This window comes from Kitasatospora sp. Root107 (assembly GCF_001424875.1).
Classification (GTDB): Bacteria; Actinomycetota; Actinomycetes; order Streptomycetales; family Streptomycetaceae; genus Kitasatospora.
The window spans coordinates 118,492-140,887 of the sequence record NZ_LMCT01000056.1; the positions used below are offsets into that span (position 1 = coordinate 118,492).

Below are 22,396 nucleotides of genomic sequence, written 5' to 3' on the forward strand. Positions count from 1 at the left end.
CCCCGGCTGCCGGGCCGTCAGGATTGCTCGGCCAGGCTCGCCACCCGGTCGTACGACGGCGCCTCGCCCCGGACCGGCCGCCCCGACCGGACGTCCTCCAGCGCGCCGAGGGCCGCGCCCAGCGCCGCCCGGTACAGCAGCGACCCCAGGCTGACCCGGCCCACGCCCAGTTCGGCGAGCTCGGACAGGGCGGGGCCGGTCGGCGAGTAGAGCACGTTCAGCGGGACGTCGATCCGGTCCAGCACCGCCGTGATCTCCGCACGGTCGGTCAGCCCAGGCACGAACACGCCGTCCGCGCCCGCCTGTTGGTAGGCGTCCAGACGCTGCGCGGTCTCGGCCTGCCGCCCGCCCAGCCAGTAGGTGTCGGTCCTGGCGTTCACGAACAGCTCCGGCACAGCGGCCTTCACCGCCGCGATCTTCGCGGCGTGCAGGGCCACCGGCGCGAGCGTGCCGTCGGCCCGGCCGTCCTCGAGGTTGATGCCCACCGCCCCGGCGGCGGCCAGCTCGCGGGCCAACTCCGCGACCTCGTCCGGGTCTTCGCTGAATCCGCCTTCGACATCCACCGACAGCAGGAACGCACCCCGGCCGAGCCGCCGGGCCAGCCGCAGCGTCTCGCGCCGGGTCGCGCCGGTGCCGTCCGGCAGCCCGCTCGCCGCCGCCACGCCGAGGCTGGTGGTGCCGATCGCCGGGAACCCCTGCGCGGCGAACAGGGCCGCCGAGGCGTGGTCCCAGGCGTTCGGCAGCAGCAGCGGCGCCCCGGCCCGGTGCAGCGCGGCGAAGGCGCTCGACGGCTCGACCGCCGCCTGTGGCGCGAGGATTCCGGCGGCCAGCGCCAACGCGTGCTCCCGGCCCGGGCAGCGCCTCGGTTCACTGCCGAAGGTGAGGGCGGGCGGTCCGGACCGGAGCGGATCGAACTGCTCGGGCTGCGAGAAGAGTTCGGGATCCCGGTTGGCGGCGGCCAGGTCCAGCAGCACCAGGTCGCCCTCCGCGATCGGCACCCCGGCCACTCGGGTCGGCCGGACGGCCACCCGCCGCATCACCCGGACCGGCGGGTCGTGCCGCAGCGTCTCGGTGAGCAGCGCCCGCACCGAAGAACCGGCCGGAGCCGTACGGGAGTTGTCGACCAGCGTGCCGGTCGCCTCGAAGGCCTGCAGCAGCAGGCCGATCCGCTGGGCGGCGGTCTCCTGGTCCGCTCCCCCGACCCTGGGCAGCAGCCAGGCCACCGCCGCGTCGGCCGCCGGGTCCGCGCCGCCGAAGTACGTCCGCGCCGCCGCGCCGACCGCTGCCGCCACCGCGTCGGGCTCGGCCAGGCCCATCACCTCGGCCAGCGCCCGGACCGTGAGCACCCGGGCGTCACCACCGGGCCCGGTGGCGGCCGACCGCCGCAGCTCCGCCGGGTCCAGGCGCGCCAACTCGGCCTCCACCAGCGCCCGTCGGCGCGTGTGCTCCGCACCGCTGCTGAACCGGGCGACCGTCGCGCGCAGCCAGGCCATCGTGCCGACCGGGCCGGGCTCGGCGGGCAGCGGGACCAGGTGCGGATCGGCCAACGCGGCCCGGACCTCGGCGTACCGGTCGAAGCTGTGCTCGGTGCTGTTCATGCCTCGCAGGCTAGACCCGCAACACTTCGGCCTCCGCCGAACCGTGCCGGGGGGATGATGGAGTCATGTCGCTCGCCGAAACCGCCGGACTGCTCGCGGACCGCACCCGGGCCGCCTTCTGCCTCGCTCTCTTCGACGGCCGGGCCTGGACCGCCGGGGAGTTGGCCCGGCATGCGGGCGTCTCCGCGTCCACCGCGAGCGAGCACCTGTCCCGCCTGGTCACCGGCGGCCTGCTGGTCGAGGAGCGTCAGGGCCGCCACCGGTACGTCCGACTGTCCGGCCCGGCGGCCGCGCAGCTGATCGAGAGCCTGGCCGCCTTCACCCCGGACACCGCCACCCCGGCCGGCCTGCGCGAGTCCACCCGGCTCGGCGCGGAGGCCCGCGCCCGCACCTGCTACGACCACCTGGCCGGGCAGCTCGGAGTGAGCGTCGCGGCCGCCGCCCTGGAACGCGGCCTGGTGACCGAGGAGGCCGGGCTCGCGGTCACCGAGCCGGGACGCCGCTGGTTCGCCGAGCTGGGCATCGACCTGGCGGCACTGCGCAAGAGCGGCTCCCGGCCGCTGCTGCGGAGCTGCCTGGACTGGACCGAGCGCCGAAACCATCTGGCGGGCGCGGCGGGCGCCGCCCTCTGCTCCCGGGCCCTCGACCGGCGCTGGGTCGAACGGATCGGCTCAGGAAGGGCGTTGACGGTCACCGCAGCAGGACGGGTGGCCTTCGCCGACCTGCTCGGCATCGACACGGCAGCCACCTGACGCTACGGCAGGCGGTCCAGTTCGATGCCGAAGTGCGTCCGGTACGCGGCCAGCGTGGCGGTCTCGCCGAGCTCCTGCTCGGTCCGCGAGCCGTCGGCGGCGGTCCGGATCAGGCGGGTGCCGCTGAGCGTGATCCGGCCGTCCTCGGCCAGGCGTGAGCAGGTCGTGGAGCGCCGGAAGTGCGAGTCCGGGGAGGTGGCCTGCCACCAGCAGGTCGGCACGAAGTCGGCCAGCTCGTACGCCCGTTGGTCCAGCCGGTACTGCGGATCGCCGTTCTGCCGCACGTCGAGCTCGTCACCGTGCGGCACGACCGTGAACACCCCGGCGGGATCGGCCTGTTCGCCGCGCTCGTCCAGCCGCAGCGGCAGCTCGCTGAACCGGCCGAACCCGACGTCCGCCAGCCAGGCCGCACCGTCCAGCTCCACCCGCAGCGCCATGTGGTCGAACGGCGGCCCGAGCCGCCCGTCCCCGAACACCCGGGCCCCCAGCAGGGTCACCCGGAAACCCAGCGCACGGAGCAACTCGGCGAACGCACCGTTGAGTTCGTAGCAGAACCCGCCCCGGTGCCGCCCGACGATCTTCTCGACCAGCGCGCCTGGCTCCAGCACGATCGGTTCCCCCAGCCGCACACTCAGGTTCTCGAACGGGACGGTCCCGAGGTGCGCCCGCTGGAGCGCGGCCAGCGCCGCCGGGTCGGCCCGGCCGGGTCGCGGCAGGCCGATCCGCTCCAGGTAGGCGGCCACCTGCTCTTCGGTCAGGACACTGGGTACTGAGGGATGATCCACGCCGCCCATTCCACCCGACCGTTCCCGTTCGGGCAAGCTCCGACCGCCTCAGCTCTGCGGCCCGACAGCCGCCATGACGGCCTGCCAGGGGGCGGAGTCGAAGAGCAGGGTGATCGCCGTGATCCGGCCGTCCCGCAGACGGAAGTGCTCGGCGGTGTGCTGGGTGCCGACCGGTGAAGCGGTGTGGACGTCGTAGATCAGGGTGGCCTCGGTGTCGCCGTACAGCTCGCTGATCAGGTCGACGCCGGTGACGATGCCGAGCAGTCCGTCCAGTCCGTCGAGGTGCCCGGTCGGGCTGGTCGAGCTGACGAACGGGCTGCGGAACGTGAACTCGTCGGCGATCAGGGCAGCCGCGGCCGCGACATCACCCCGGAACCGGGCCTCGTGGTAGGCCCTGACGGTCTGTCGGATGGACGGGGAGGTGCTCACGGGCCGGGTCACTCCTTGGTCTGCTGGGTGAGGTACTGCTCGATCCGGCGCTGGTTCTCCACCAGGCGCAGGCAGAGATGGCGGAACTGGGTCAGCTCCGCCGGGGTGAAGCCCTGGAAGACGGCCGACATCGCGCGTTGGGTCGGCTGCCGGAAGGCGTCCAGCCAGTCCCGGCCGGCCGGGGTGATCCGGGCCCGGACCGAACGGCGGTCGTGCCGGTCCTGGACCCGCTCGGCCAGCTGGTCGCGCTCCAGGGTGTCCACCAGACCGGTGACGTTGCGCGAGCTGACGCCCCCTGCCCGGGCGAGTTCGCCGATGGTCAGCCCGTCCTCGTCGGCGGAGCTCAGCCGGGCCAGCACATCGAGTGCCCCGGCACTCAGCCCCCGCCCTCCCGCGCCCTGGCCGCGCAGCCGGTCCACGGCCTGCGAGGCGGAGCGGACGGCGGCGGCGGCCTCCAGCGCGAGCGTGTCACCGCCCAGCGCGAACGCCGCCATCGAGGCCCGGACACCGGGGTCGTAGAACGAGCCGTCGGGGTCACTGCCCAGGCTCTCGGAATTATGTACCTGCTTCACAATGAAGTTCTACTTCAAATCTGACGGACCCGCAACTGCCGCGCGCCGCCCCGGAGATACCCGGAACGGCGCGCGACGGGAGAGCGAGGGTCAGGCGGTGATGATGCCCGGGTCGGAGAGGCCCGCGACCCCGGTCTCGACGTGACCCGCCAGGCGGCGGACGAAGTCGGTCGTGCCGGCCGCGGTGACCGTGACGTCGTACCAGTTGCGGCAGCCGCTCAGGTCCACCGGGACGGTGACGGTGGCGCCCTTGCGGACCGTGAAGGTCTGCGGGGTGCCGCCGTAGGCGTTGGTGACGGTCAGCCGGGCGTCGGCGGTGGCCGCGTTGGTGAGGGTCAGGTCGAGGTTGCCGGTGGCCGCGTTGTGGCGGGCGGTGACCTCGGGGCCGGCCGTCTTGCCGGAGTTGCGGAACCGGCGCAGGAAGCCGTTCGGGCCGTGGACCGTCAGGTCCGTGATGCCCTTGGAGTACTTGGTGTCCCAGGTGTCGGCAATCGTCTTGCCCGCCTCGGTGGTGTAACTCCACGGCGCGTCGGTGCGGTTGGCCGAGGTGACGTAGAAGTGCGCACCGGCTGCGGCCCCGCCGCTGAAGGTCAGCCGGTACTTGCCGCCGCTGGTGTCCGCCGAACCGTCCACGTACGGGGCGTACTTGAGCGGACGGGTCGGCCGGCTGCCCGGCTCCTGCTTCGGCATCGTGCCGACCGCCGGGGCGGGCGCCTTGAAGTCGGGGTGCCGGTCGCGGTCCGGCGGGTAGTACCCGGCGGTGGGCGGCAGCGCGACCGGGGCGGTCGAGGTGCGCGCGAAGTCGAAGGCCGCGGTCAGGTCACCGCAGACCGCCCGCCGCCACGGCGAGATGTTCGGCTCCGTCACGCCGAACCGCCGCTCGATGAACCGGATCACCGAGGTGTGGTCGAAGGTCTCCGAGCAGCTGTACCCGCCGGTGCTCCACGGCGAGACGACCAGCATCGGCACCCGGGAGCCGAGCCCGTACGGCCCTGCCACGTACCCGGTCTTGCCGCCGAAGTAGTCCAGCGCGGTGGGGACCGTGGACAGGCCCTGGCTGCTGCCGGACGGCGCGTACGGCGGCACCACGTGGTCGAAGAAGCCGTCGTTCTCGTCGTAGGTGATGAACAGCGCGGTCTTCGCCCACACGTCCGGGTTGGAGGTCAGCGCGTCCAGCACCTGGGAGATGTACCAGGCACCGTAGTTGGACGGCCAGTTGGAGTGCTCGGAGAACGCCTCGGGCGCGGCTATCCAGGACACCTTGGGCAGCCGGCCGGCCTGCACGTCGGCCCGCAGCTGGTCGAAGTAGCCCTCGCCCGACTTGGCGTCGGTACCCGTACGCGCCTTGTCGAACAGCGGGCTGCCCGGCTGGGCGTTGCGGTAACTGTTGAAGTACAGCAGCGAGTTGTCGCCGTAGTTGCCCCGGTAGGCGTCGTTGATCCAGCCCCAGGAGCCCGCCGCGTTCAGACCGTCGCCGACGTCCTGGTAGACCTTCCAGGAGACTCCGGCCGCCTCCAGCCGCTCCGGGTAGGTGGTCCAGCCGTACCCGGCCTCGGCGTTGTTGAGCACCGGGCCGCCGCCCGTGCCGTCGTTGCCGGTGTGGCCCGACCAGAGGTAGTAGCGGTTCGGGTCGGTCGAGCCGATGAAGGAGCAGTGGTACGCGTCGCAGACCGTGAAGGAGTCGGCGAGCGCGTAGTGGAACGGGATGTCGTCACGCGTCAGGTACGCCATCGTGGTGGCGGTCTTCGCGGGCACCCACTGGTCGTACTTGCCCTTGTTGAACGCCTGCTGACCGCCGGCCCAGTCGTGGTTCAGGCCCTGCAGGAACTCCATCCCGAGGTCGTCACCCGGGGGACGGAACGGCAGGGTCACCTTGGTACCGCTCGCCTGGTTCCAGACCGACTTACCGCTCGGCAGGGTGACCGGGCGGGGGTCGCCGAAGCCGCGGACGCCCTTCATGGCACCGAAGTAGTGGTCGAAGGACCGGTTCTCCTGCATCAGGACGACGATGTGCTCGACGTCCTGGATGGTGCCGGTGCTGCCCTGGGCCGGGATGGCGGCGGCCCGGGCGATGCTGTCGGACAGCATGGTGAGCGCGGACGCGCCACCTGCCAGCTGGAGGAAACGGCGACGATTGAGTTCAGCCATGGGTGAGTTGACCTCTGCAGGTGAGGGGCGGGCAGTGGGCGACCCCAGAGAAGCGTGTGTGGGGTACCTCCTGGCGGACTTGTCATGTCTGCCCGCCGTACGCCAGGCGAACGCCTCACTCCAGTTGTTCGGCCAACTTCGGCGCCGCGGCCGTCAGCTCCAGCGGTAGCGGCGGCGCAGCGCGGCGACCACCAGGTCGAACCGCGCCCGGTCCAGCGCACAGGCTTCCCGGCGCATGCCCTGGTCGTGCACCCGCATCACCCGCTCCAGCGCCACCCAGGAGTCGCGCCCCGAACGGTCCCAGGGGCCCGCGCCGATCGGCACCCAGTCCGCGTCCCGGTCGTGCCCCTTGCTCGAGAGCATCACCGCGAGCAGCGTGCCGCCGCGCTCCCGGGCCACCACCAGCACCGGGCGGTCCTTGCCCCGGCCGTCCCGCTCCTCGTAGGGCACCCAGGTCCAGACGATCTCGCCGGGATCGGGGTCGCCGTCGTGGTCCGGCGCGTACTCGGTGTGCACCCGGCCCACCTGGTGGGCCTCGACCTCCACGGTCGCGGACGGGCCGAAGCGGCCCGGGGTGTGCTCGTCCTGCTGCGTCAACTCGGCCATACCCGCAGGCTAGTCAGCCCGCGCCGGGCCGATCAAGCTGCCACGGAAATGCGGTTGAGTAGGGCGGCGGGCAGCTGATACCGTCCGGACAACCGCGAAGCCGCAACCAGGAGGTGAGTCCCGTGACCGCAGTAACCCATGGGTACTCCCCCAGTTCTTCACGGTTGGGCGACTGACGCAGCTGTCGCCGGGAGTGCCTGAGAGCACACACTCCCGAGAGGCAGACAGCTATGAACACGAACAGCGCGCATTCCACCACCGGGCACCCGGTGACGATCCTTCAGGTCTCCGAGCACCTGTGGCACGCCGTGCAGGACGACCGGACCGTCGGCCGGGCCGACGCCTGGCGCAGGCCCGACGGGCGTACCTTCGTCAGCCTCGACGCCTGGGACGGTGCAGTCTTCGACCGGCTCGCCGAGGCCGTGTCGGCCCACCTGCCGACACCGCTGTACACCCTGGTCGACGAGAACGATCCCGACCTGCAGGCGAGTTGGCAGCGGGTCGGCTTCATGACCCACCGCCGCGAGTGGCAGTACGCCGTGCCCACCGATCCGGCCGCCACGGGGCTCGACGCCCTGCGGCCGCCGTCGGGCGTGACCGTCCTGCCCGCCGGCCAGGCGGCGGAGGGCCCGCTGCGCGCGCTGGACCGCGCGATCCGCGAGGAGGTCGGGGCCACCGTCGGGTGGCAGTCGATGCCGGCCGAGGTCATCCCCCTCCCGGACGGGGTCACCGTGTTGGACCCGTCGAAGTACGCGGTGGCCGTACAGGCCGGCCGTTACGTGGGCCTGCTCCGGCTGGCGCCGGTGCCCAGGCAGCCCCGGATCGGCCTGATCGCCGTCCGGGCCGACCACCAACGGCAGGGCATCGCCCGGGCGTTGCTCGCCGACACGCTGGGTGCGCTGCACCACTCCGGGGTCGCCACGGCAACGGCCGAGGTCAGCGAGTCCAACCACGCCGCCCGGGAGCTCTTCGAGCAGATCGGCGCCCGACGGGTCGGCGGCAACCTGGAGCTGGTCCGCAGCTGACGCCCTGTCTGCTCACCACACACCCGCACAGAGTCAAGGAGAACGCATGCCCAAAACCTCCAAGGGAATCGAGATCGACGGCACCGTCGTCGAGTGCCTGCGCAACGCCACCTTCAAGGTGGAGCTGCAGAACGGGCACCAGGTGCTCGCCCACATCAGCGGGAAGATCCGCAAGCACCACATCAAGGTCCTGCCGTACGACAAGGTGCTCGTGGAGCTCAGCCCGTACGACCTGACCCGTGGCCGGATCCTGTTCCGCTACCGCTAGCAGTGGTGGCCCACCGGCCGGGTCGGTCGCTGACCCAGCCCCGCCGGTGGGCCTGCCTCCGGGTTCGGCAGGCGACGGCCGTAGTACGTCAATGCCACCTGCTGGGTGCCGAGCGTGATGCCGAGGCCGAGCCACAGGGCGTTGGCGTTGAACGGTTCGCCGAACGCCACCTCCGCGAGCGCTCCGAGCCCGAGTTTGACCGCGATGGTGGCGAGCCACAGGAGCAGGGTCAGCCGGTTGCCCCTGCGGTGGAGCCGACCGCTCACGTCCCGCCACATCGGCATGGTGCGACCGCGCAGGAACCCGGCGGCCACCGAGACGGCCAGCCCGGCGGCCAGGAATGCGACTCCGGCCGTGGTCGGGCTGCTCGGGCCCGGTGGGACACAGCCGCGCACGATCAGGAGGGCGACCCACAGGTACGTCACTGCGCGGACGGGTCGTGCGGAGAACTGGCTCAGCACGATCACGGCGGTGACCACGACGATCAACATCTGACTGGGCGTCATCGGGATGCAGGCCCTCCGGCCGGATAGGTGGCGAGCATGGACGTCAGGGTCGGCCCGGCGGTCCCACCGCCGACGCTGTCACAGCACGGCGACGACACCCGGGCCCCCGGGTCAGGCCTGGTAGCGCGCCACAGGCAGTGCGGGCAGCAGCGGGTCGTACAGCCAGGCGTGGAACAGCCCGTCCAGCGGCGCGGCCGCGTAGCGGTCGGCGTGCGTGGTGAAGTCCACCGTGCCGACCACCCCGTGACGGTGTCTCACCGCCCAGTCCTTCACCAGTCGGAAGAACGCGTCGTCGCCGAGTTCGCAGCGCAGCGCGTGCACCGTCAGACCGCCGCGCTGGTACAGCCGGTCGTCGAACATCAGCTTCCGGCCCGGATCGCCGAGCCGCAGGTCCTGCGGCAGCCCGGCCAGCAGGACGTGCGCGGCAGCCGCGTGCTCGGCGGCGCTGCGGCCGCCCGCGTGCTCGGCCCAGAGCCACTCGGCGTACTTGGCGAAGCCCTCGTTCAGCCAGATGTGCCGCCAGTCGGCGATCGTCACGCTGTTGCCGAACCACTGGTGGGCCAGCTCGTGCGCGACCAACCGCTCGGAGGTCCGGCTGCCGTCCAGGTGGTTGGTGCCGAAGGTGGCCAGGCCCTGCGCCTCGACCGGCACGTCGAGCTCCTCGTCGGCCACCACCACCGCGTACTCGCCGAACGGGTACGGGCCGAACAGCTCCTCGAAGTAGTGCATCATCCGAGCCTGCCGGGCGAAGTCGGTGGTGAACTCCGGCAGCAGCCGAGCGGGCAGGTAGGCGGTCTGCGGGACCGTCCGGTTCGCCGAGGGCGTCGTGGAGCCCTCGATCAGCCGGACCGTCTCGTACTGGCCGATCGAGACCGTCACCAGGTAGCTGGCGGTGGGCGCGGACTGCTCGTACACCCAGGTGGTGCTGGAGGACCGGGTGGTCCGGCTGAGCAGCCGGCCGCCGGCCACCACCGTGTACGGGGACGGGGTGGTCACCGAGATCTGGTAGCTCGCCTTGTCCGCCGGGCGGTCGTTGCACGGGTACCAGGACGAGGCACCGACGGGCTGACTGGCCACCAGGGCACCGTCCGTCAGTTCCTCCCAGCCCAGGCCGCCCCACTGGCTGCGGATCGGCTTCGGGTTGCCCGTGTAGTGCACCTCGACGGTGAACACCGCCCCGGCGGCGAGCGCCTTGGCCGGACGGATCCGCAGCTTGCCCGCCCGGTGGGTGTAGTGCGCGGCCTTGCCGTCCACCAGCACCCGGCCGATCCGGAAGTCGGCCAGGTCGAGGGCGAACTCGGCCAGCGCCGAGCCGCCCGCCACCGCGCTCAGCCGGGCCGAGCCGCCCAGGCGGTTCGGCCCGGGCCGGTAGTCCAGCGCGAGTTCGTAGCGGTGCACCCGGTAGCGGGCGTCCCCGTGGGTCGGGAAGTAGGGGTCGACGCCGGTGGGCGGCACCTGCTTGGGACTCACGGGTCGTACGCTCCTGCGTCTGTGCTGCCGGTCCGTCAGGACTGCCAGGATTCGATCGGGTTGCCGAGCCAGCGGGTGTCGGCCGGCACGGACTCCGCACGCATCACCAGCGAGGCGGGCCCCAGTGTGCTGCGCGCGCCGACGGTGCTGCCGGGCAGCACGATGCCGCCCGGGCCGAGGGTGGCACCCTCATGAAGGATCACAGTATCCATCCGCATGATCCGGTCGTGGAAGAGGTGGGTCTGCACGACACAGCCGCGGTTGACGGTGGCCCCGTCCCCGAGCGTGACCAGGTCCGCTTCGGGCAGCCAGTAGGTCTCGCACCAGACGCCCCGGCCGACCTTGGCGCCGAGCGAGCGCAGCCAGAGGTTGAGTACCGGCGTACCGGGCACGGCGCCGACCAGCCAGGGCACCGCGAGCACCTCGACGAAGGTGTCGGCCAGTTCGTTGCGCCAGACGAAGCCGCTCCACAGCGGGTGCTCGACCGCCCGGAACCGGCCGACCAGCAGCCACTTGGCGGCCACCGAGACCAGGCAGGCGGCCAGCCCGGCGGCCAGCAGCACCAGGCCGGAGAGCAGCGCGGCCAGCAGCACCGAACCCACCGCGGCCAGCTGGGCCAACGCGGCCAGGGTCAGCGCGCCTAGCGCGGCGGAGGCGAACACCGGCACCAGCCGGCAGACCTCGACCAGGCCCCGGGCCCAGAGCAGCCGGGCGGGCGGGTCGTAGGTCAGGCTCAGGTCGGCGGTGTCGGCCGATCGGGGCAGCCGCATCGGCGGCATGCCGAGGTAGGAGCTGCCCTTCTTCGCCTTCTTCGGCGTGGCCGAGAGCACCCCCACCAGACCCCGGTCGGGCACCGCCCGGCCGAGCGCCGTCATCCCCGAGTTGCCCAGGAAGGCCCGCTCGCCGATCTCCGCCTCCCCGAGCCGCAGCCAGCCGCCGCCCAGTTCGTACGGGGCGATCAGGGTGTCGTCGGCCAGGAAGGCGCCGTCCCCGACGGTGGTCAGGCTGGGCAGCGCGAGCACCGTGGAGACCTCGGCCCGGCTGCCGATCTTCATACCGAGCGCCCGCAGCCAGTACGGGGTGATCAGGCCCGCGTACAGCGGGAAGAGCGTGCCCCGGGCCAGGTCCATCAGCTGACTGACCGTCCAGGCCTGCCAGCCGACCCGGCCGTGCAGCGGGTGACTGCCCGTCAGCAGACCGATGCTCAGCAGCCGGACGGCGACCAGCAGCACGGTCGCGTACACCAGGCCGTAGGCCAGCGTGGCGGGGACCAGCGCGAGCAGGGCACCGGTCAGCGCGTCGCCCAGGCTGTCGCCGGGGTGCACGAAACGGCTCACCACGGCGATCGCGGCCAGCGCCGAGAGCACCGGCAGCAGACTCAGCCCGAGCCCGCTGGCGCCGTACAGCGCGGCCCAGCGGGCCCGGCGCGGCGGGCGCTGCTTGGGCCAGCTGCGCTCGGCCTTGCCGAGCTTGGCGGCCGGTGCGCCGGCCCAGCGCTGACCGGTGGGGATCTGGCCGGTGACACCGGAGCCGGGCGCGACCTGGGCCCGCTTGCCGACCCGGGCGCCGGGCAGCAGGGTGCTGCGGGTGCCGATCACCGCGCCGGAGCCGACCCTGACCTGGCCGACCTCGAGCCGGTCGCCGTCCAGCCAGTAGCCGGACAGGTCGACCTCGGCCTCGATGGCGCAGCCCCGGCCGAGCCGGAGCAGGCCGGTGACCGGCGGCAGCGAGTGCAGGTCCACCTCGGGGCCGATCCGGGCGCCGAGCGCCCGGCCGTAGCGGACCAGCCAGGCACCGGAGAGTTCGGTGGCGCCGGAGACCTCGGCCAGCCGCTCTGCCGTCCACAGCCGCAGGTGCATGGAGCCGCCGCGCGGGTAGCTGCCGGGGCGCAGGCCGCGCAGCAGCAGCCGGGCGCCACCGGCGGCGATGGCCAGCCGTCCCGGCGGGCTGAACAGCAGCAGCGCGCCCGCTCCGACCACCCACCAGGAGGCGGTCGGGGCCCACGGGTAGCTACCGAACCAGGCCAGCGCGTTGCCCAGCGCCAGCAGCCCGACCGTCCAGCGCAGGCCGACCAGGGTGAACAGCGGCAGCAGCAACAGAGTCTGCACCACCTTGGCCCGGGTGGGCACCAGGGCAATGCTTCGGGCGGCGCCATCGCCCTGGGCGGAGCGCTCCAGGTGCCGGGCCAGCTTGCGCAGGGTGGGCTGCTGGTAGATGTCCAACACCGCGGCGGCCGGGTAGCGGCTGCGCAGCAGGGTGGTCAGCCTGGCCGCGGCCAGGCTGCCGCCACCGATCGCGAAGAAGTCGTCCTGGGCGCTGCCGACCTGGACCCCGAGGATCTCGGTCCACTGCTCGGCCAGCCAGGCCTCGGTGCCGTAGAGCTGCTCGCCGGGCCCGCCGGTGGTCAGACCGGGCAGCGGCCAGGGCAGCGCGTCGCGGTCCACCTTTCCGGAGGTCCGGGTCGGCAGGCTCTCCACCGGGGCGAGCAACGGCACCAGGGCGGCCGGGAGTTCGGCCCGCAGCCGTTCGACGGCGGCGGCCTGGTCCCAGCCCTCCTGGGTGACCAGGTAGCCGACCAGCAGCTGGTTGCCGCCCTTGGCGGTCCGGACGGCGGCGGCCGCGCCGGCCACCCCGGGCAGGGCCTGGAGTGCGGCGTCCACCTCGCCGAGTTCGATCCGGCGGCCGCCGAGCTTGATCTGTTCGTCGCCGCGCCCGAGGAAGATCAGGCCCTCGGGGTCGGCCTGCACCAGGTCACCGCTGCGGTAGGCGCGGGCCCAGCCGAGCGACTCCAGCGGGGCGTACTTCTCGGCGTCCTTCTCGGGGTCGAGGTATCGGGCCAGGCCGACGCCGCCGATCACCAGCTGGCCGGTGCCGCCCATCGGGACGGGCTGCCCGGCCTCGTCCACCACGGCCAGCTCCCAGCCGTCCAGTGGGAGGCCGATCCTGACCGGGCCCTCGCCGCTGAGCAGCGCACCGCAGGCGACCACGGTGGCCTCGGTGGGCCCGTAGGTGTTCCACACCTCGCGGCCCTCGGTGACCAGGCGCTGGACCAGCTCGGGCGGGCAGGCCTCGCCGCCGAAGATCAGCAGCCGGACCTCGATCAGCGCCTCGGCGGGCCAGAGCGCGGCCAGCGTGGGCACGGTGGAGACCACGGTGATCTCCTGCTCGGCCAGCCAGGGGCCGAGGTCGGCGCCGCCGCGCACCTGCGAGCGCGGGACGGGCACCAGGCAGGCGCCGTAGCGCCAGGCCAGCCACATCTCCTCGCAGGAGGCGTCGAAGGCGACCGAGAGCCCGGCCATCACCCGGTCACCGGGGCCGATCGGCTCCTCCTGGAGGAACATCGCGGCCTCGGCGTCCACGAAGGCGGCGGCGTTCGCATGGGTGACGGCGACGCCCTTCGGCTTCCCGGTGGAGCCGGAGGTGAAGATGATCCAGGCGTCCTCGGCGGGCGTGGGCCTGACCCCGGGGCGGCCGGTGGTCGGGCGGCCGGTGACGGTGAGCTCGCGCCCGGCGCCCAGTACGGCGGCCACGGCGGCCTCGCCGAAGACCAGTTCGGCTCGCTCGGCCGGGTCCTCGGCGTCCACCGGGACGTACGCGGCTCCGGCGGCGAGCACCGCCAGGATGCAGATGTAGAGGTCGTTGCTGCCCGACGGCACCCGGACCCCGACCCGGTCACCGGCCCCGATCCCGGCCACTGCCAGCCGACGGCGCACCGCCTCCACCTCGACGGCCAGCGCCCGGTAGCTCAGGGTGCTGTGGCCGTCGTCGAGGGCGGGCTCCTGCGGGTGCGCCCGGGCAGTGGCCTCCAGCACGTCGAGCAGGGTACGGGTCGCCGGGGCCTGCCCTGCCGAGAACAGCGCGAGCGAGCCCGCCGCCTCGTCCTGCCGGGTGGAGATCTGCGTCGTCAAAAGCTGTGTGCCCCTCTGTCCGTCTCCCCCGTCCATGACTGATGCCAGGCCCTGGGGGGACTGCGTCGCACGCCCCGACCGGACGCCGCGCTCCAGGCCGAAGCGGACAACCCAACCGATGGTAGCCCGGTTCCGGCCCCCTCCGAGGGGGCCCCCGGGCACCCGACTGGCCTAATCCATCGGACAACTGACGATCCGTCAGCGACGACAAGCAGGTGAAAGGAACGGAATTGACGGACCGTCAGATGATCTGACGGTCCGTCAGCTCGATTTCGACACTGTGACCCATGCCATATCCCGGCGGGCGTGTCGCCTTCCCACTCAGGCGCCGGCCCCGTGCGGGAAGGCCCGGCCGAGCAGCTCCGACAGGCTGCGGCGCTCGGCGTCGCCGAGCTGCTCCAGGCCAGGCAGGCCGGCGGTGATCTCGGCCCTGATCCGCCGGACGGCAACCTCACCCTCCGGTGTCAGCAGCACCGTCTTGACCCGGCGGTCGGCCGGATCGGGCTCCCGGCGGAGCAGGCCGCGCGCTTCGAGCCGGTCGACCAGGCCGGTGACGTTGGAGGCGTCGCAGCCGAGCAGCTCGGCAAGGGCCCGCATCGGCATCGGCCGGCTCAGCAGGCTGAGCAGCTTGCCCTGGATCAGGGTCAGGCCCTGGCCCCCGGCCACCACGGCGAAACTGCGGTAGTAGCAGGCCGCGGCGTGGGCGAGCTGCTCCATCAGCAGCTCCGGGCCGGGCGCGGGTGCGGTGGTCGGTGCGGTCGAGTTCATGGCCCCAGTCTAGGCCCGATTACTTGACATCCTCAATCATCGAGGTCTACCTTCGATTTATTGCTTGATGAGTTCAACCATCTACTTCATCAAATCTTTCTGTTTCTGGAGCACCGCCATGAAGGCCATCACGTACCGCACCTACGGCAGCCCCGACGTCCTGGAGTTCGGCGAGGTCCCGCAGCCCAAGCTCGGCCCGGACTCCGTCCTGGTCAAGGTCAGGGCCGCCTCCGTCAACCCGGTGGACTGGAAGATCCAGGCGGGCTACCTGGACAGCGTGATGGACGTGGTCTTCCCGGTGATCCCGGGCTGGGACGTCTCCGGCGTGGTCGAGCAGGTCGGCGTCAGCGTCACCGAGTTCGCGCCGGGCGACGAGGTGATGGGGTACGTCCGCGAGGACCTGGTCGGCCGGGGCACCTTCGCCGAGTACGTCGCCGCGCCCGTCCGCACCCTCGCCCACAAGCCCGCCTCCCTCGGCTTCGAGGCCGCGGCCGGGCTGCCGCTGGCCGGTCTGACCGCCTACCAGGCGCTCACCCGCGCGCTGGAGATCAAGCCCGGCGAGACGGTGCTGGTGCACGCGGCGGCCGGCGGCGTCGGCTCGCTCGCGGTCCAGATCGCCACCGCGCTCGGCGCCCGGGTGATCGGCACCGCCAGCGAGCGCAACCACGACTTCCTGCGCGGCCTGGGCGCCGAGCCGGTCGCCTACGGCGAGGGCCTGGCGGACCGGGTCCGCGCGCTCGCCCCCGACGGCGTGGACGCCGTGCTCGACCTGGTCGGCGGCGACGCCTTGGAGGTCTCCCCCGAGCTGCTCGCCGCGGGCGGCCGGCTGGCCTCGATCGCCGACGGCGCCGTGCTCGCCCTCGGCGGCAAGTACGTCTTCGTCCGGCCTGACACCGCCGACCTCACCGCGCTGGCCGAGCTGGCCGACCAAGGCCTGCTGACCGTCGAGGTGGCCGCCACCTTCCCGCTGGAGCGGACCGCCGACGCCCAGCGCCTGAACGCCGAGGGCCACACCCGAGGCAAGATTGTCGTCACCGTCGCCTGAGACCGACCGTTGACCGAGCGTCAGGGCGGGTTGCCACCGTGGTGGCCGGGCTGCGCGCCACCTTCGCCACCGGCCGTACCAGGTCGGTCGACTGGCGGCTCGGCCGGCTCGCCGCGCTGCGCGCGCTGCTCACCGAGCAGAGCGAGGCGTTCCAACAGGCCCTGCACGCCGACCTGGGCAAGGGACCGGCCGAGGCGTACCGGACCGAGATCGGCTTCACGCTGCACGAACTCGACCACACGGTACGGAATCTGACGCGGTGGCTGGAGCCGAAGGCCGCCGCCGTGCCCGAGGTCTTCCAGCCGGCCGAGGCCCGGGTGGTGCGGGAGCCGCTCGGCGTGGTGCTGGTGATCGCACCCTGGAACTACCCGCTGCAACTGGCACTCGCCCCGCTGGTGGGGGCGCTGGCGGCCGGTAACACCGTGCTGGTGAAGCCGAGCGAGCTGGCGCCCGCCACCTCCGCCGCGCTAGCCCGGCTGCTGCCGCAGTACCTCGGCCCGGACGCCGTCGCGGTGGTCGAGGGCGCGGTGCCGGAGACCACCGCCCTGCTGGAGCAGCGCTTTGACCACATCTTCTACACCGGCAACGGTGCGGTCGGCCGGATCGTGATGGCCGCCGCCGCCAAGCACCTCACCCCCGTCACCCTGGAGCTCGGCGGCAAGAGCCCGGTGGTGGTGGACACCGACGCCGATCTCGCTGTCACCGCCCGGCGGCTGGTCCGGGGCAAGTTCCTGAACGCCGGTCAGACCTGCGTCGCGCCGGACTACGTGCTCGCCGTCGGCGACACCGCCGCCCGGCTGGAGACCGAGCTCGCGGCGGCGGTCCAGGAGGCGTACGGTGACGACCCGTCGGCCGACCCGGAGTACGGACGGATCGTCAACACCCGGCACTTCGACCGGCTCACCGCCCTGCTCGGCGGCGGCCGCACCGTCACCGGCGGCACCCACGACCGGGACGCCCGCTACCTGGCGCCGACCGTGCTGGCCGACGTCTCCCCCGAGGCAGCGGTGATGCGGGCCGAGATCTTCGGCCCGATCCTGCCGGTGCTCCCGGTGCCCGACCTGGATGCGGCGATCGCCTTCGTCAACGAGCGGGACAAGCCGCTGGCGCTGTACGCCTTCACCGAGTCCGAGCTGACCAAGCAGCGGCTGACCGAGGAAACCTCCTCCGGCGCGCTGGTGTTCGGCCTGCCGGTCTCCCACCTGGCCGTGCCCGAGCTCCCGTTCGGCGGGGTCGGCGAGAGCGGCATGGGCCGCTACCACGGCGAGTACTCGATCGACACCTTCAGCCACACCAAGGCGGTGCTGGACAAGCCGCTGCGCTGAGTCCCTTACCGGGCGGGAAGCCGGACCGTGACGAGCAGACCGCCGGCGGGGCGGGGCGTGAGGTCGAGGGTTCCGTCGTGAGCACGGACGATGCTGTGCACGATGGCCAGCCCGAGGCCGACGCCGGCGTGCTCGTCGGTGCGGACACGTTCCGTTCCACGCTGGAAGGGTTCGATGAGGGTCGGCACCAGTTCCGGCGGGAGCAGTCGGCCCGTGTTCTCGACCCGCAGCACGCTCGCGTCGCCGTACCCCTCGGTGTGGACCGTCACGGTGCCGCCGGCGGGGAGGTTGTGGACGACGGCGTTCTGGACCAGGTTCGTCACCATCCGCAGCAGGAGCTCCGCGGAGCCGCTGGTCCGGGCCGCCCCGCCGGTGACGTCGAGCGTGATCCGGCGCTGTTCGGCGAGCGGAAGCAGCGTTTCGGCGGCTTCCTCGGCGATGAGGGAGAGGTCGACGCTCTCCCGGGTGAAGGTTCCGCGGTCGCCGCGGCTGAGCAGCAGGAGGGCTTCGGTGAGGTCGATCGCCCGCGTGTTGACGGCGTGCAGGCGTTCGATGAGTTCGCCCCGGTCCCGGGTGGGGTCCTTGCGGGCGACGTCGAGGAGGGTCCGCGAGATCGCCAGCGGGGTGCGCAGTTCGTGGGAGGCGTTCGCGGCGAACCTCTGCTGCTCGGCGACGTGGGACTCGAGTTGGTCGAGCATCGAGTCGAAGGCGTCGGAGAGTTCACGGAATTCGTCCTGACGGCCCTTCATCCGGATCCGGTGGGACAGCGACCCGCTCCCGGCCAGCCGCGCCGCAGCCGTGATCCGGGTGACTGGTGCGAGCATCCGGCCGGCCAGGATCCACCCTCCCAGCAGGCCGAGCACCAGCAGGAACACCAGCACGGCGGCCGCCCTCGGAGCGAAGACGTGCAGGAGGTTGGACCGGACGGGAAAGACCCCATCGGTCGGGGTGTCACCGGAGACGAGGAGCGCACGCTCGGGGACGTACCGCAGGAGGAACACCCACACCGCCGCGAGCAGCAGGACGCTGGCCACCATGAGGAATCCGGCATAGCTGAGCGTGAGTCTCAGTCGGGCGCTGAGCCCGGGGCGTCTATCCACCCGCACTCCCCGGGGCGTCGGTGTCGATCCGGTAGCCGACGCCGGGCACCGTGGCGATGAGCCATGGTTCGCCGAGCCGTTTGCGCAGTGCGGAGACGGTGATGCGTACGGCGTTGGTGAGGGGGTCGGCGTTCTCGTCCCAGGCCCGTTCCAGCAGCTGTTCGGCGCTGACGACCCCGCCCTCGGCGGCGACCAGGACTTCCAGCACGGCGAACTGCTTGCGGGTCAGCGCGACGTAGCGTCCGTCGCGGAAGACCTCCCGGCGGAACGGGTCCAGCCGCAGGCCCGCGATCTCGCGGACCGGCGGCCGGGCGTACGCGCGCCTGCGGTCGAGCGCCCGCAGCCGCAGGACCAACTCCCGCAGCTCGAACGGTTTGGTGAGGTAGTCGTCGGCGCCGAGCCCGAACCCGGAGGCCTTGTCGTCGATCCGGTCGGCGGCGGTGAGCATGAGGATCGGGATGCCGCTGCCGGAGGCGACGATCCGCCGGGCGACCTCGTCGCCGGAGGGTCCGGGGATGTCGCGGTCGAGGACCGCGAGGTCGTAGGAGTTGGTGCGCAGCAGCTCCAGGGCCGAGTCTCCGTCACCGGCGATGTCGGCCGCGATCGCCTCCAGCCGCAGACCGTCCCGGACCGCTTCGGCCAGGTAGGGCTCGTCCTCCACGATCAGTACGCGCATGGCTGCAGCCTAGGGCCGCGCCTTGCCGGGCGCGGCCCTAGACCGACCGGTGGTTGGGGTGCGCCACCAGCTGCGCGACGCCAGCGCGGCCAGCGCGGCGCCGGTCGCGTTGACCAGGACGTCGTCCACGGAGGACACCCGGTCCAGCTGCAGGACGTACTGCGCGGTCTCGATCAGGACCGAGCAGCCCGCCCCCAGCGCCAGGACCCGCGGCACGGACGCCAGCGCCGCGAACCGCACCGGGGCGAAGAACCCCAGCGCCGCGAAGACCAGCAGGTTGCCGCCGATCCCGATCGGCCCCATCGTGACCAGGTCCCGCAGCGGTATCAGGCTCACCCGGCCCGGGACGATGCCGGCCCCGGGCCCCGGCATCATGGTCATCCATATCCACGGCACCGTCCCGTGGACCATGCCCACCTCGGCCAGCGACATCCGCCACGCCGAGGTGACACCGACGCTCTGCCGACGGCGCGCCAGGGCCCACACCACCAGCGCGGCCACCGGCAGCGCGACCAAGGTGACGAGCACCACGCCGTTGAACGTGTCGAGGCAGCCGTGCCACCGCCCGGCCATGCACCTCGGAGCGGACATCATGAGCGGCCCCCGCACGACGAACAGGGCGCTCGCCGTACCGAGGATGGCCAGGCCGAGAAGTACGGTCCTGCGCGTGCGGCGGGGTGGTGCCGACAGGGCTGCGTTCTGGTTCACGCCCCTATTGGACACGGAAGACCGTTGCGGTGGCGTATACGATTTTCGATACGCCCGCGATACCCGGATTTCGTCAGCGCCTGGCTGGCGCGGTCGGCAGCCTGGTCGACCGCGCCGGTGCGCAGCAGGGCCTCGGTCTCGTGGGCCGGTTGGTGAAGCCCCAGCCGCTCCGCGCGGGTGAACCTCGAGCTCGCCTGCCCCTCCGTCAGGCGTACTTGCTCAGGTCCACGGACGGGAGGCTCGTCCCCGATCACCGGTCGCTCCCGGGGCAACCAACTCCGGGCCTCGCTCGTCCTTCCCGGTGAAGGGACAAGCCGAGGAGGCAGGTCATGAGACGCCTGATCGCACTTCCCATGGTGGCCGTACTGCTGGTCGGCGGGGTGGCCGCGGCCGCACCCGCCACCGGAGCCACCACCACCGTCACGTGTCCGACCGGTTGGGGCAGTCTGCCCGAGGACCGGGCGGCGCCCGACTCCCGCTCGCTGGTGAACGTCCGGACGGGCGCCCACCCCTGCTTCGACCGGATCGTCCTGGACGTTCCGGGCAGCTCGGCCGCCCACCCGGTCAGTTACCACGTCCGCTACGTCGACACGCTGTACCAGGACGGTTCCGGGCAGCCGATACCGATGCGTGGTGGGGCGCTGATCGAGATCGTCGCCGAGGCGCCGTCCTATGACGTCAACACCGGTGCCGCGACCTACCCGGGCCGAGCAGGTCAGCCGCTGCCCGGGGTGGACCTGACGGGCTACCGCACCTTCGTGGAGGCGAAGTTCGCCTCCAGCTTCGAGGGGGACACCCAACTCGGGCTGGGTGTCCGGGCCAGGCTCCCGTTCCAGGTGTTCCAGCTCGACAACCGGCTGGTCATCGACGTGGCGCACAGCTGGACCGCCACCGCGTGATCGAGCAGGTGACCGGCCGTCAGGCCCGGCCGGTCACATAGCCGCCGTCCACCCGGAGCACGTGCCCCGTGACGAAGCCCGCCGACGCGAGGTACCGCACCGCCTCGGCGATCTCCGAGACCTCGCCGACCCGGTTCAGCAGCGCCAGACCGGCGTAGGCGTCCACCTCACTGCCCTCGTGCAGCGGCGTCCGGACGATGCCCGGCGCCACCAGGTTGACCCGGATGCCGTCGGCGGCCAGCTCGGCGGCCAGGCTGACGGTGAGGGCGTGCACCCCGGCCTTGCTGACGATCGGGGCCGAGCACGGGAAGCCGGCGATCGCGTGCTCCACCAGCACGGTGCCGATGTTGACGATGCTGCCGCCGCCGCCCTGCCTGCGCAACTGCCTGACCACCGCCTGGGTGGTCAGATAGGTGCCCTTGAGGTTGCCGGCCAGGAAGCCGTCCAACTCATCCTCGGTGACCTCGGTGAACGGCTTCGCGGCGAACGTGCCGGCATTGTTGACCAGGACGTCCACCCGGCCGAACCGCTCGACCGCCGTACGCACCAGGGCCTCGCCGGTCGCCGCGTCGCCGATGCCGCCGCTGACGGTGGCCACCCGCTCCCCCGCGCCGAGCAGCGCGGCCGCCTTGGCCAGCCGGTCCGGGTCGCGGCCGTTGAGGACCACGTTGGCCCCCTGATCCAGGAAGGCGCGGGCGATGTCGAGGCCGATGCCGCTGGACGAGCCGGTGACGACGACTGTGGTGGTGTCGACCGTGGTGGTGTCAGACATGGTTGATCCTCCGTCAGGTTCTGCTGGGGTGATACGAGAACCGTACGAAGACCCACGCCATAACTCCACGACCGATTCTGAAGTAAGCCATAATCCCTTGTTATGGACGTCGATCTGCGGGACCTCGAGCTCCTCAACACCGTGGCCGCCACCGGCACCCTGACCGCCGCCGCCGAACTGCTCTACGTCAGTCAGCCCGCGCTCAGCCAGCGGCTGACCCGGCTGGAGGGCCGGCTCGGCTCCCAGCTGTTCGACCGTCAGGGGCGTGGGCTGGTGCCGAACGCGGCCGGCCAGCGGATGCTGCTGGCAGCACGTCAGGTGCTGGCCGAACTCGACTCCGCCACCCGGGACGTGCGGGAGATGCGGGACGGCCGGGATCGCCGGGTCCGCCTGGCGGTCCAGTGCAGCACCACCTTCCAGTGGCTGCCGCCGGTCATCCAGGGCTTCCGCGCGCGGTGCCCCGGTGCCGAGGTCCGGATCGAGTCGCTGCCCGCCGACACCCTGATCACCGCACTGCTGGAGGATCGCCTCGACATCGCGCTGATCACCAAGCCCGACCCGCAGATGGACCGGCTCCGGCTGACCGCGCTGTTCGACGACGAGATGGTCGCGGTCGTCCCGGCGGACCACCCCTGGGCCGGGCTCCCGCATCTGACGGCCCGGGACTTCGACGACGCGCACCTGGTGCTCTACGACCTCTACGACCCGAGCCGGGTCCCCAGCACGCCGCTCCCCGTGCCGCACGGCGCCCGGCCCGCCCGGATCACCACCATGCCGGTCATCACCGATCTCCTGATCGAGATGGTCGCCAGTGGCCAGGGCGTCACCGTCCTGCCGCAGTGGGTGGCCTCCCCGTACGTCGGCTCGCACGGTCTGGCGCTGGTCCGGATCGGCGTCGACCCCACCATCCGCACCTGGTACTGCGCCACCCGCCCGGGCACCCGCCCCGCCCTGGTCGAGACCCTGGCCGCCGAGCTGACCCGGCAGTTGTCCGGGACTGCGGGCCTGCACCGGCCTGCGGGCTGACGCCGACGGG

The 22,396-nt window shown here is 72.5% G+C and carries 21 protein-coding genes; 7 read left to right on the forward strand and 14 right to left on the reverse strand.

Features of this window, described 5'->3' with window-relative positions:
* Window positions 1–17: 17 nt before the first annotated feature.
* Window positions 18–1,598 carry a cytochrome P450 gene (locus tag ASC99_RS30815; protein ID WP_057238259.1) on the reverse strand — a complete coding sequence of 527 codons (1,581 nt, stop codon included), beginning with the start codon at window positions 1,596–1,598 and terminating at the stop codon, window positions 18–20.
* A gap of 65 nt (window positions 1,599–1,663) precedes the next feature.
* On the opposite strand from ASC99_RS30815, the gene ASC99_RS30820 reads away from it, so the two are divergent.
* Window positions 1,664–2,350: a helix-turn-helix transcriptional regulator gene (locus ASC99_RS30820; protein ID WP_057238262.1), complete on the forward strand. Its 687-nt coding sequence runs from the start codon at window positions 1,664–1,666 to the stop codon at window positions 2,348–2,350.
* A 2-nt stretch (window positions 2,351–2,352) separates the two neighbouring features.
* On the opposite strand, the gene ASC99_RS30825 is transcribed toward ASC99_RS30820, so the two are convergent.
* The 5 genes from ASC99_RS30825 to ASC99_RS30845 all read right to left on the reverse strand — a co-directional run bounded on the left by ASC99_RS30825 (window position 2,353) and on the right by ASC99_RS30845 (window position 6,890).
* Entirely contained in the window at window positions 2,353–3,144 is a 792-nt protein-coding gene (locus tag ASC99_RS30825) for an arylamine N-acetyltransferase (protein ID WP_057238264.1), read from the reverse strand.
* Window positions 3,145–3,183: 39 nt separating this feature from the next.
* The gene (locus ASC99_RS30830) at window positions 3,184–3,564 is read right to left on the reverse strand and encodes a nuclear transport factor 2 family protein (protein ID WP_157531871.1); all 381 of its coding nucleotides are present in this window, start codon (window positions 3,562–3,564) and stop codon (window positions 3,184–3,186) included.
* Between the two features lie 8 nt (window positions 3,565–3,572).
* Window positions 3,573–4,136: a MarR family winged helix-turn-helix transcriptional regulator gene (locus tag ASC99_RS30835; protein WP_057238266.1), complete on the reverse strand. Its 564-nt coding sequence runs from the start codon at window positions 4,134–4,136 to the stop codon at window positions 3,573–3,575.
* Window positions 4,137–4,226: 90 nt separating this feature from the next.
* Window positions 4,227–6,284, reverse strand: a complete 2,058-nt coding sequence (locus ASC99_RS30840; RefSeq protein WP_057238268.1) for a phosphocholine-specific phospholipase C — start codon at window positions 6,282–6,284, stop codon at window positions 4,227–4,229.
* Between the two features lie 153 nt (window positions 6,285–6,437).
* On the reverse strand, window positions 6,438–6,890 hold the full coding sequence (locus tag ASC99_RS30845; RefSeq protein WP_057238270.1) for a type II toxin-antitoxin system PemK/MazF family toxin: 453 nt from the start codon (window positions 6,888–6,890) through the stop codon (window positions 6,438–6,440).
* A gap of 230 nt (window positions 6,891–7,120) precedes the next feature.
* On the opposite strand from ASC99_RS30845, the gene ASC99_RS30850 reads away from it, so the two are divergent.
* Window positions 7,121–7,915 carry an N-acetyltransferase gene (locus ASC99_RS30850; protein WP_057238272.1) on the forward strand — a complete coding sequence of 265 codons (795 nt, stop codon included), beginning with the start codon at window positions 7,121–7,123 and terminating at the stop codon, window positions 7,913–7,915.
* Window positions 7,916–7,961: 46 nt separating this feature from the next.
* A complete protein-coding gene (infA, locus tag ASC99_RS30855) occupies window positions 7,962–8,183 on the forward strand; it encodes a translation initiation factor IF-1 (protein WP_057238274.1) in 222 nt (73 codons plus the stop codon).
* Here the strand turns inward: infA and ASC99_RS30860 are convergent.
* From ASC99_RS30860 to ASC99_RS30875, 4 genes are all read right to left on the reverse strand, one after another.
* The gene (locus ASC99_RS30860) at window positions 8,180–8,689 is read right to left on the reverse strand and encodes a hypothetical protein (RefSeq protein ID WP_157531872.1); all 510 of its coding nucleotides are present in this window, start codon (window positions 8,687–8,689) and stop codon (window positions 8,180–8,182) included. The two genes, infA and ASC99_RS30860, sit on opposite strands and share 4 nt — an antisense overlap.
* A 111-nt stretch (window positions 8,690–8,800) precedes the next feature.
* A complete protein-coding gene (locus ASC99_RS30865; RefSeq protein WP_057238278.1) occupies window positions 8,801–10,159 on the reverse strand; it encodes a M1 family metallopeptidase in 1,359 nt (452 codons plus the stop codon).
* A 35-nt stretch (window positions 10,160–10,194) separates the two neighbouring features.
* On the reverse strand, window positions 10,195–14,067 hold the full coding sequence (locus ASC99_RS30870) for a Pls/PosA family non-ribosomal peptide synthetase (protein WP_235502641.1): 3,873 nt from the start codon (window positions 14,065–14,067) through the stop codon (window positions 10,195–10,197).
* 321 nt (window positions 14,068–14,388) lie between these two features.
* Window positions 14,389–14,835, reverse strand: a complete 447-nt coding sequence (locus tag ASC99_RS30875) for a MarR family winged helix-turn-helix transcriptional regulator (protein ID WP_057238280.1) — start codon at window positions 14,833–14,835, stop codon at window positions 14,389–14,391.
* A 118-nt stretch (window positions 14,836–14,953) separates the two neighbouring features.
* Between ASC99_RS30875 and ASC99_RS30880 the strand changes: the two genes are divergently transcribed.
* Window positions 14,954–15,880 (forward strand): NADP-dependent oxidoreductase, encoded by a 927-nt coding sequence (locus ASC99_RS30880; RefSeq protein ID WP_057238282.1) that lies wholly within the window; start codon window positions 14,954–14,956, stop codon window positions 15,878–15,880.
* Between the two features lie 41 nt (window positions 15,881–15,921).
* Window positions 15,922–17,205, forward strand: a complete 1,284-nt coding sequence (locus tag ASC99_RS30885) for an aldehyde dehydrogenase family protein (protein ID WP_157531876.1) — start codon at window positions 15,922–15,924, stop codon at window positions 17,203–17,205.
* Window positions 17,206–17,210: 5 nt separating this feature from the next.
* Here ASC99_RS30885 and ASC99_RS30890 read toward each other — a convergent pair whose 3' ends face one another.
* The 3 genes from ASC99_RS30890 to ASC99_RS30900 are packed head-to-tail and all read right to left on the reverse strand — an operon-like array spanning window position 17,211 to window position 19,689.
* Window positions 17,211–18,305, reverse strand: a complete 1,095-nt coding sequence (locus ASC99_RS30890; protein WP_057238288.1) for a HAMP domain-containing sensor histidine kinase — start codon at window positions 18,303–18,305, stop codon at window positions 17,211–17,213.
* Window positions 18,298–18,981: a response regulator transcription factor gene (locus ASC99_RS30895; protein WP_057238290.1), complete on the reverse strand. Its 684-nt coding sequence runs from the start codon at window positions 18,979–18,981 to the stop codon at window positions 18,298–18,300. Before ASC99_RS30895 ends, ASC99_RS30890 begins: the two co-directional genes overlap by 8 nt.
* A 9-nt stretch (window positions 18,982–18,990) precedes the next feature.
* Window positions 18,991–19,689, reverse strand: coding sequence for a VanZ family protein (locus ASC99_RS30900; RefSeq protein WP_057238292.1), 699 nt, complete (start codon window positions 19,687–19,689; stop codon window positions 18,991–18,993).
* Window positions 19,690–20,018: 329 nt separating this feature from the next.
* On the opposite strand from ASC99_RS30900, the gene ASC99_RS30905 reads away from it, so the two are divergent.
* Window positions 20,019–20,588, forward strand: a complete 570-nt coding sequence (locus tag ASC99_RS30905; RefSeq protein WP_057238294.1) for a hypothetical protein — start codon at window positions 20,019–20,021, stop codon at window positions 20,586–20,588.
* Between the two features lie 19 nt (window positions 20,589–20,607).
* Here ASC99_RS30905 and ASC99_RS30910 read toward each other — a convergent pair whose 3' ends face one another.
* The gene (locus ASC99_RS30910; protein WP_057238295.1) at window positions 20,608–21,360 is read right to left on the reverse strand and encodes an SDR family NAD(P)-dependent oxidoreductase; all 753 of its coding nucleotides are present in this window, start codon (window positions 21,358–21,360) and stop codon (window positions 20,608–20,610) included.
* A 102-nt stretch (window positions 21,361–21,462) separates the two neighbouring features.
* Between ASC99_RS30910 and ASC99_RS30915 the strand changes: the two genes are divergently transcribed.
* Window positions 21,463–22,386 (forward strand): LysR family transcriptional regulator, encoded by a 924-nt coding sequence (locus ASC99_RS30915; protein ID WP_057238296.1) that lies wholly within the window; start codon window positions 21,463–21,465, stop codon window positions 22,384–22,386.
* Window positions 22,387–22,396: the final 10 nt, after the last annotated feature.

Bases quoted from the DNA above. Each gene is read 5' to 3' on its own strand.
- ASC99_RS30815 (WP_057238259.1), bottom strand. From the start codon at position 1,598: ATGAACAGCACCGAGCACAGCTTCGACCGGTACGCCGAGGTCCGGGCC.
- ASC99_RS30820 (WP_057238262.1), top strand. From the start codon at position 1,664: ATGTCGCTCGCCGAAACCGCCGGACTGCTCGCGGACCGCACCCGGGCC.
- ASC99_RS30825 (WP_057238264.1), bottom strand. From the start codon at position 3,144: ATGGGCGGCGTGGATCATCCCTCAGTACCCAGTGTCCTGACCGAAGAG.
- ASC99_RS30840 (WP_057238268.1), bottom strand. From the start codon at position 6,284: ATGGCTGAACTCAATCGTCGCCGTTTCCTCCAGCTGGCAGGTGGCGCG.
- ASC99_RS30845 (WP_057238270.1), bottom strand. From the start codon at position 6,890: ATGGCCGAGTTGACGCAGCAGGACGAGCACACCCCGGGCCGCTTCGGC.
- ASC99_RS30850 (WP_057238272.1), top strand. From the start codon at position 7,121: ATGAACACGAACAGCGCGCATTCCACCACCGGGCACCCGGTGACGATC.
- infA (WP_057238274.1), top strand. From the start codon at position 7,962: ATGCCCAAAACCTCCAAGGGAATCGAGATCGACGGCACCGTCGTCGAG.
- ASC99_RS30860 (WP_157531872.1), bottom strand. From the start codon at position 8,689: ATGACGCCCAGTCAGATGTTGATCGTCGTGGTCACCGCCGTGATCGTG.
- ASC99_RS30875 (WP_057238280.1), bottom strand. From the start codon at position 14,835: ATGAACTCGACCGCACCGACCACCGCACCCGCGCCCGGCCCGGAGCTG.
- ASC99_RS30880 (WP_057238282.1), top strand. From the start codon at position 14,954: ATGAAGGCCATCACGTACCGCACCTACGGCAGCCCCGACGTCCTGGAG.
- ASC99_RS30895 (WP_057238290.1), bottom strand. From the start codon at position 18,981: ATGCGCGTACTGATCGTGGAGGACGAGCCCTACCTGGCCGAAGCGGTC.
- ASC99_RS30905 (WP_057238294.1), top strand. From the start codon at position 20,019: ATGAGACGCCTGATCGCACTTCCCATGGTGGCCGTACTGCTGGTCGGC.
- ASC99_RS30910 (WP_057238295.1), bottom strand. From the start codon at position 21,360: ATGTCTGACACCACCACGGTCGACACCACCACAGTCGTCGTCACCGGC.
- ASC99_RS30915 (WP_057238296.1), top strand. From the start codon at position 21,463: ATGGACGTCGATCTGCGGGACCTCGAGCTCCTCAACACCGTGGCCGCC.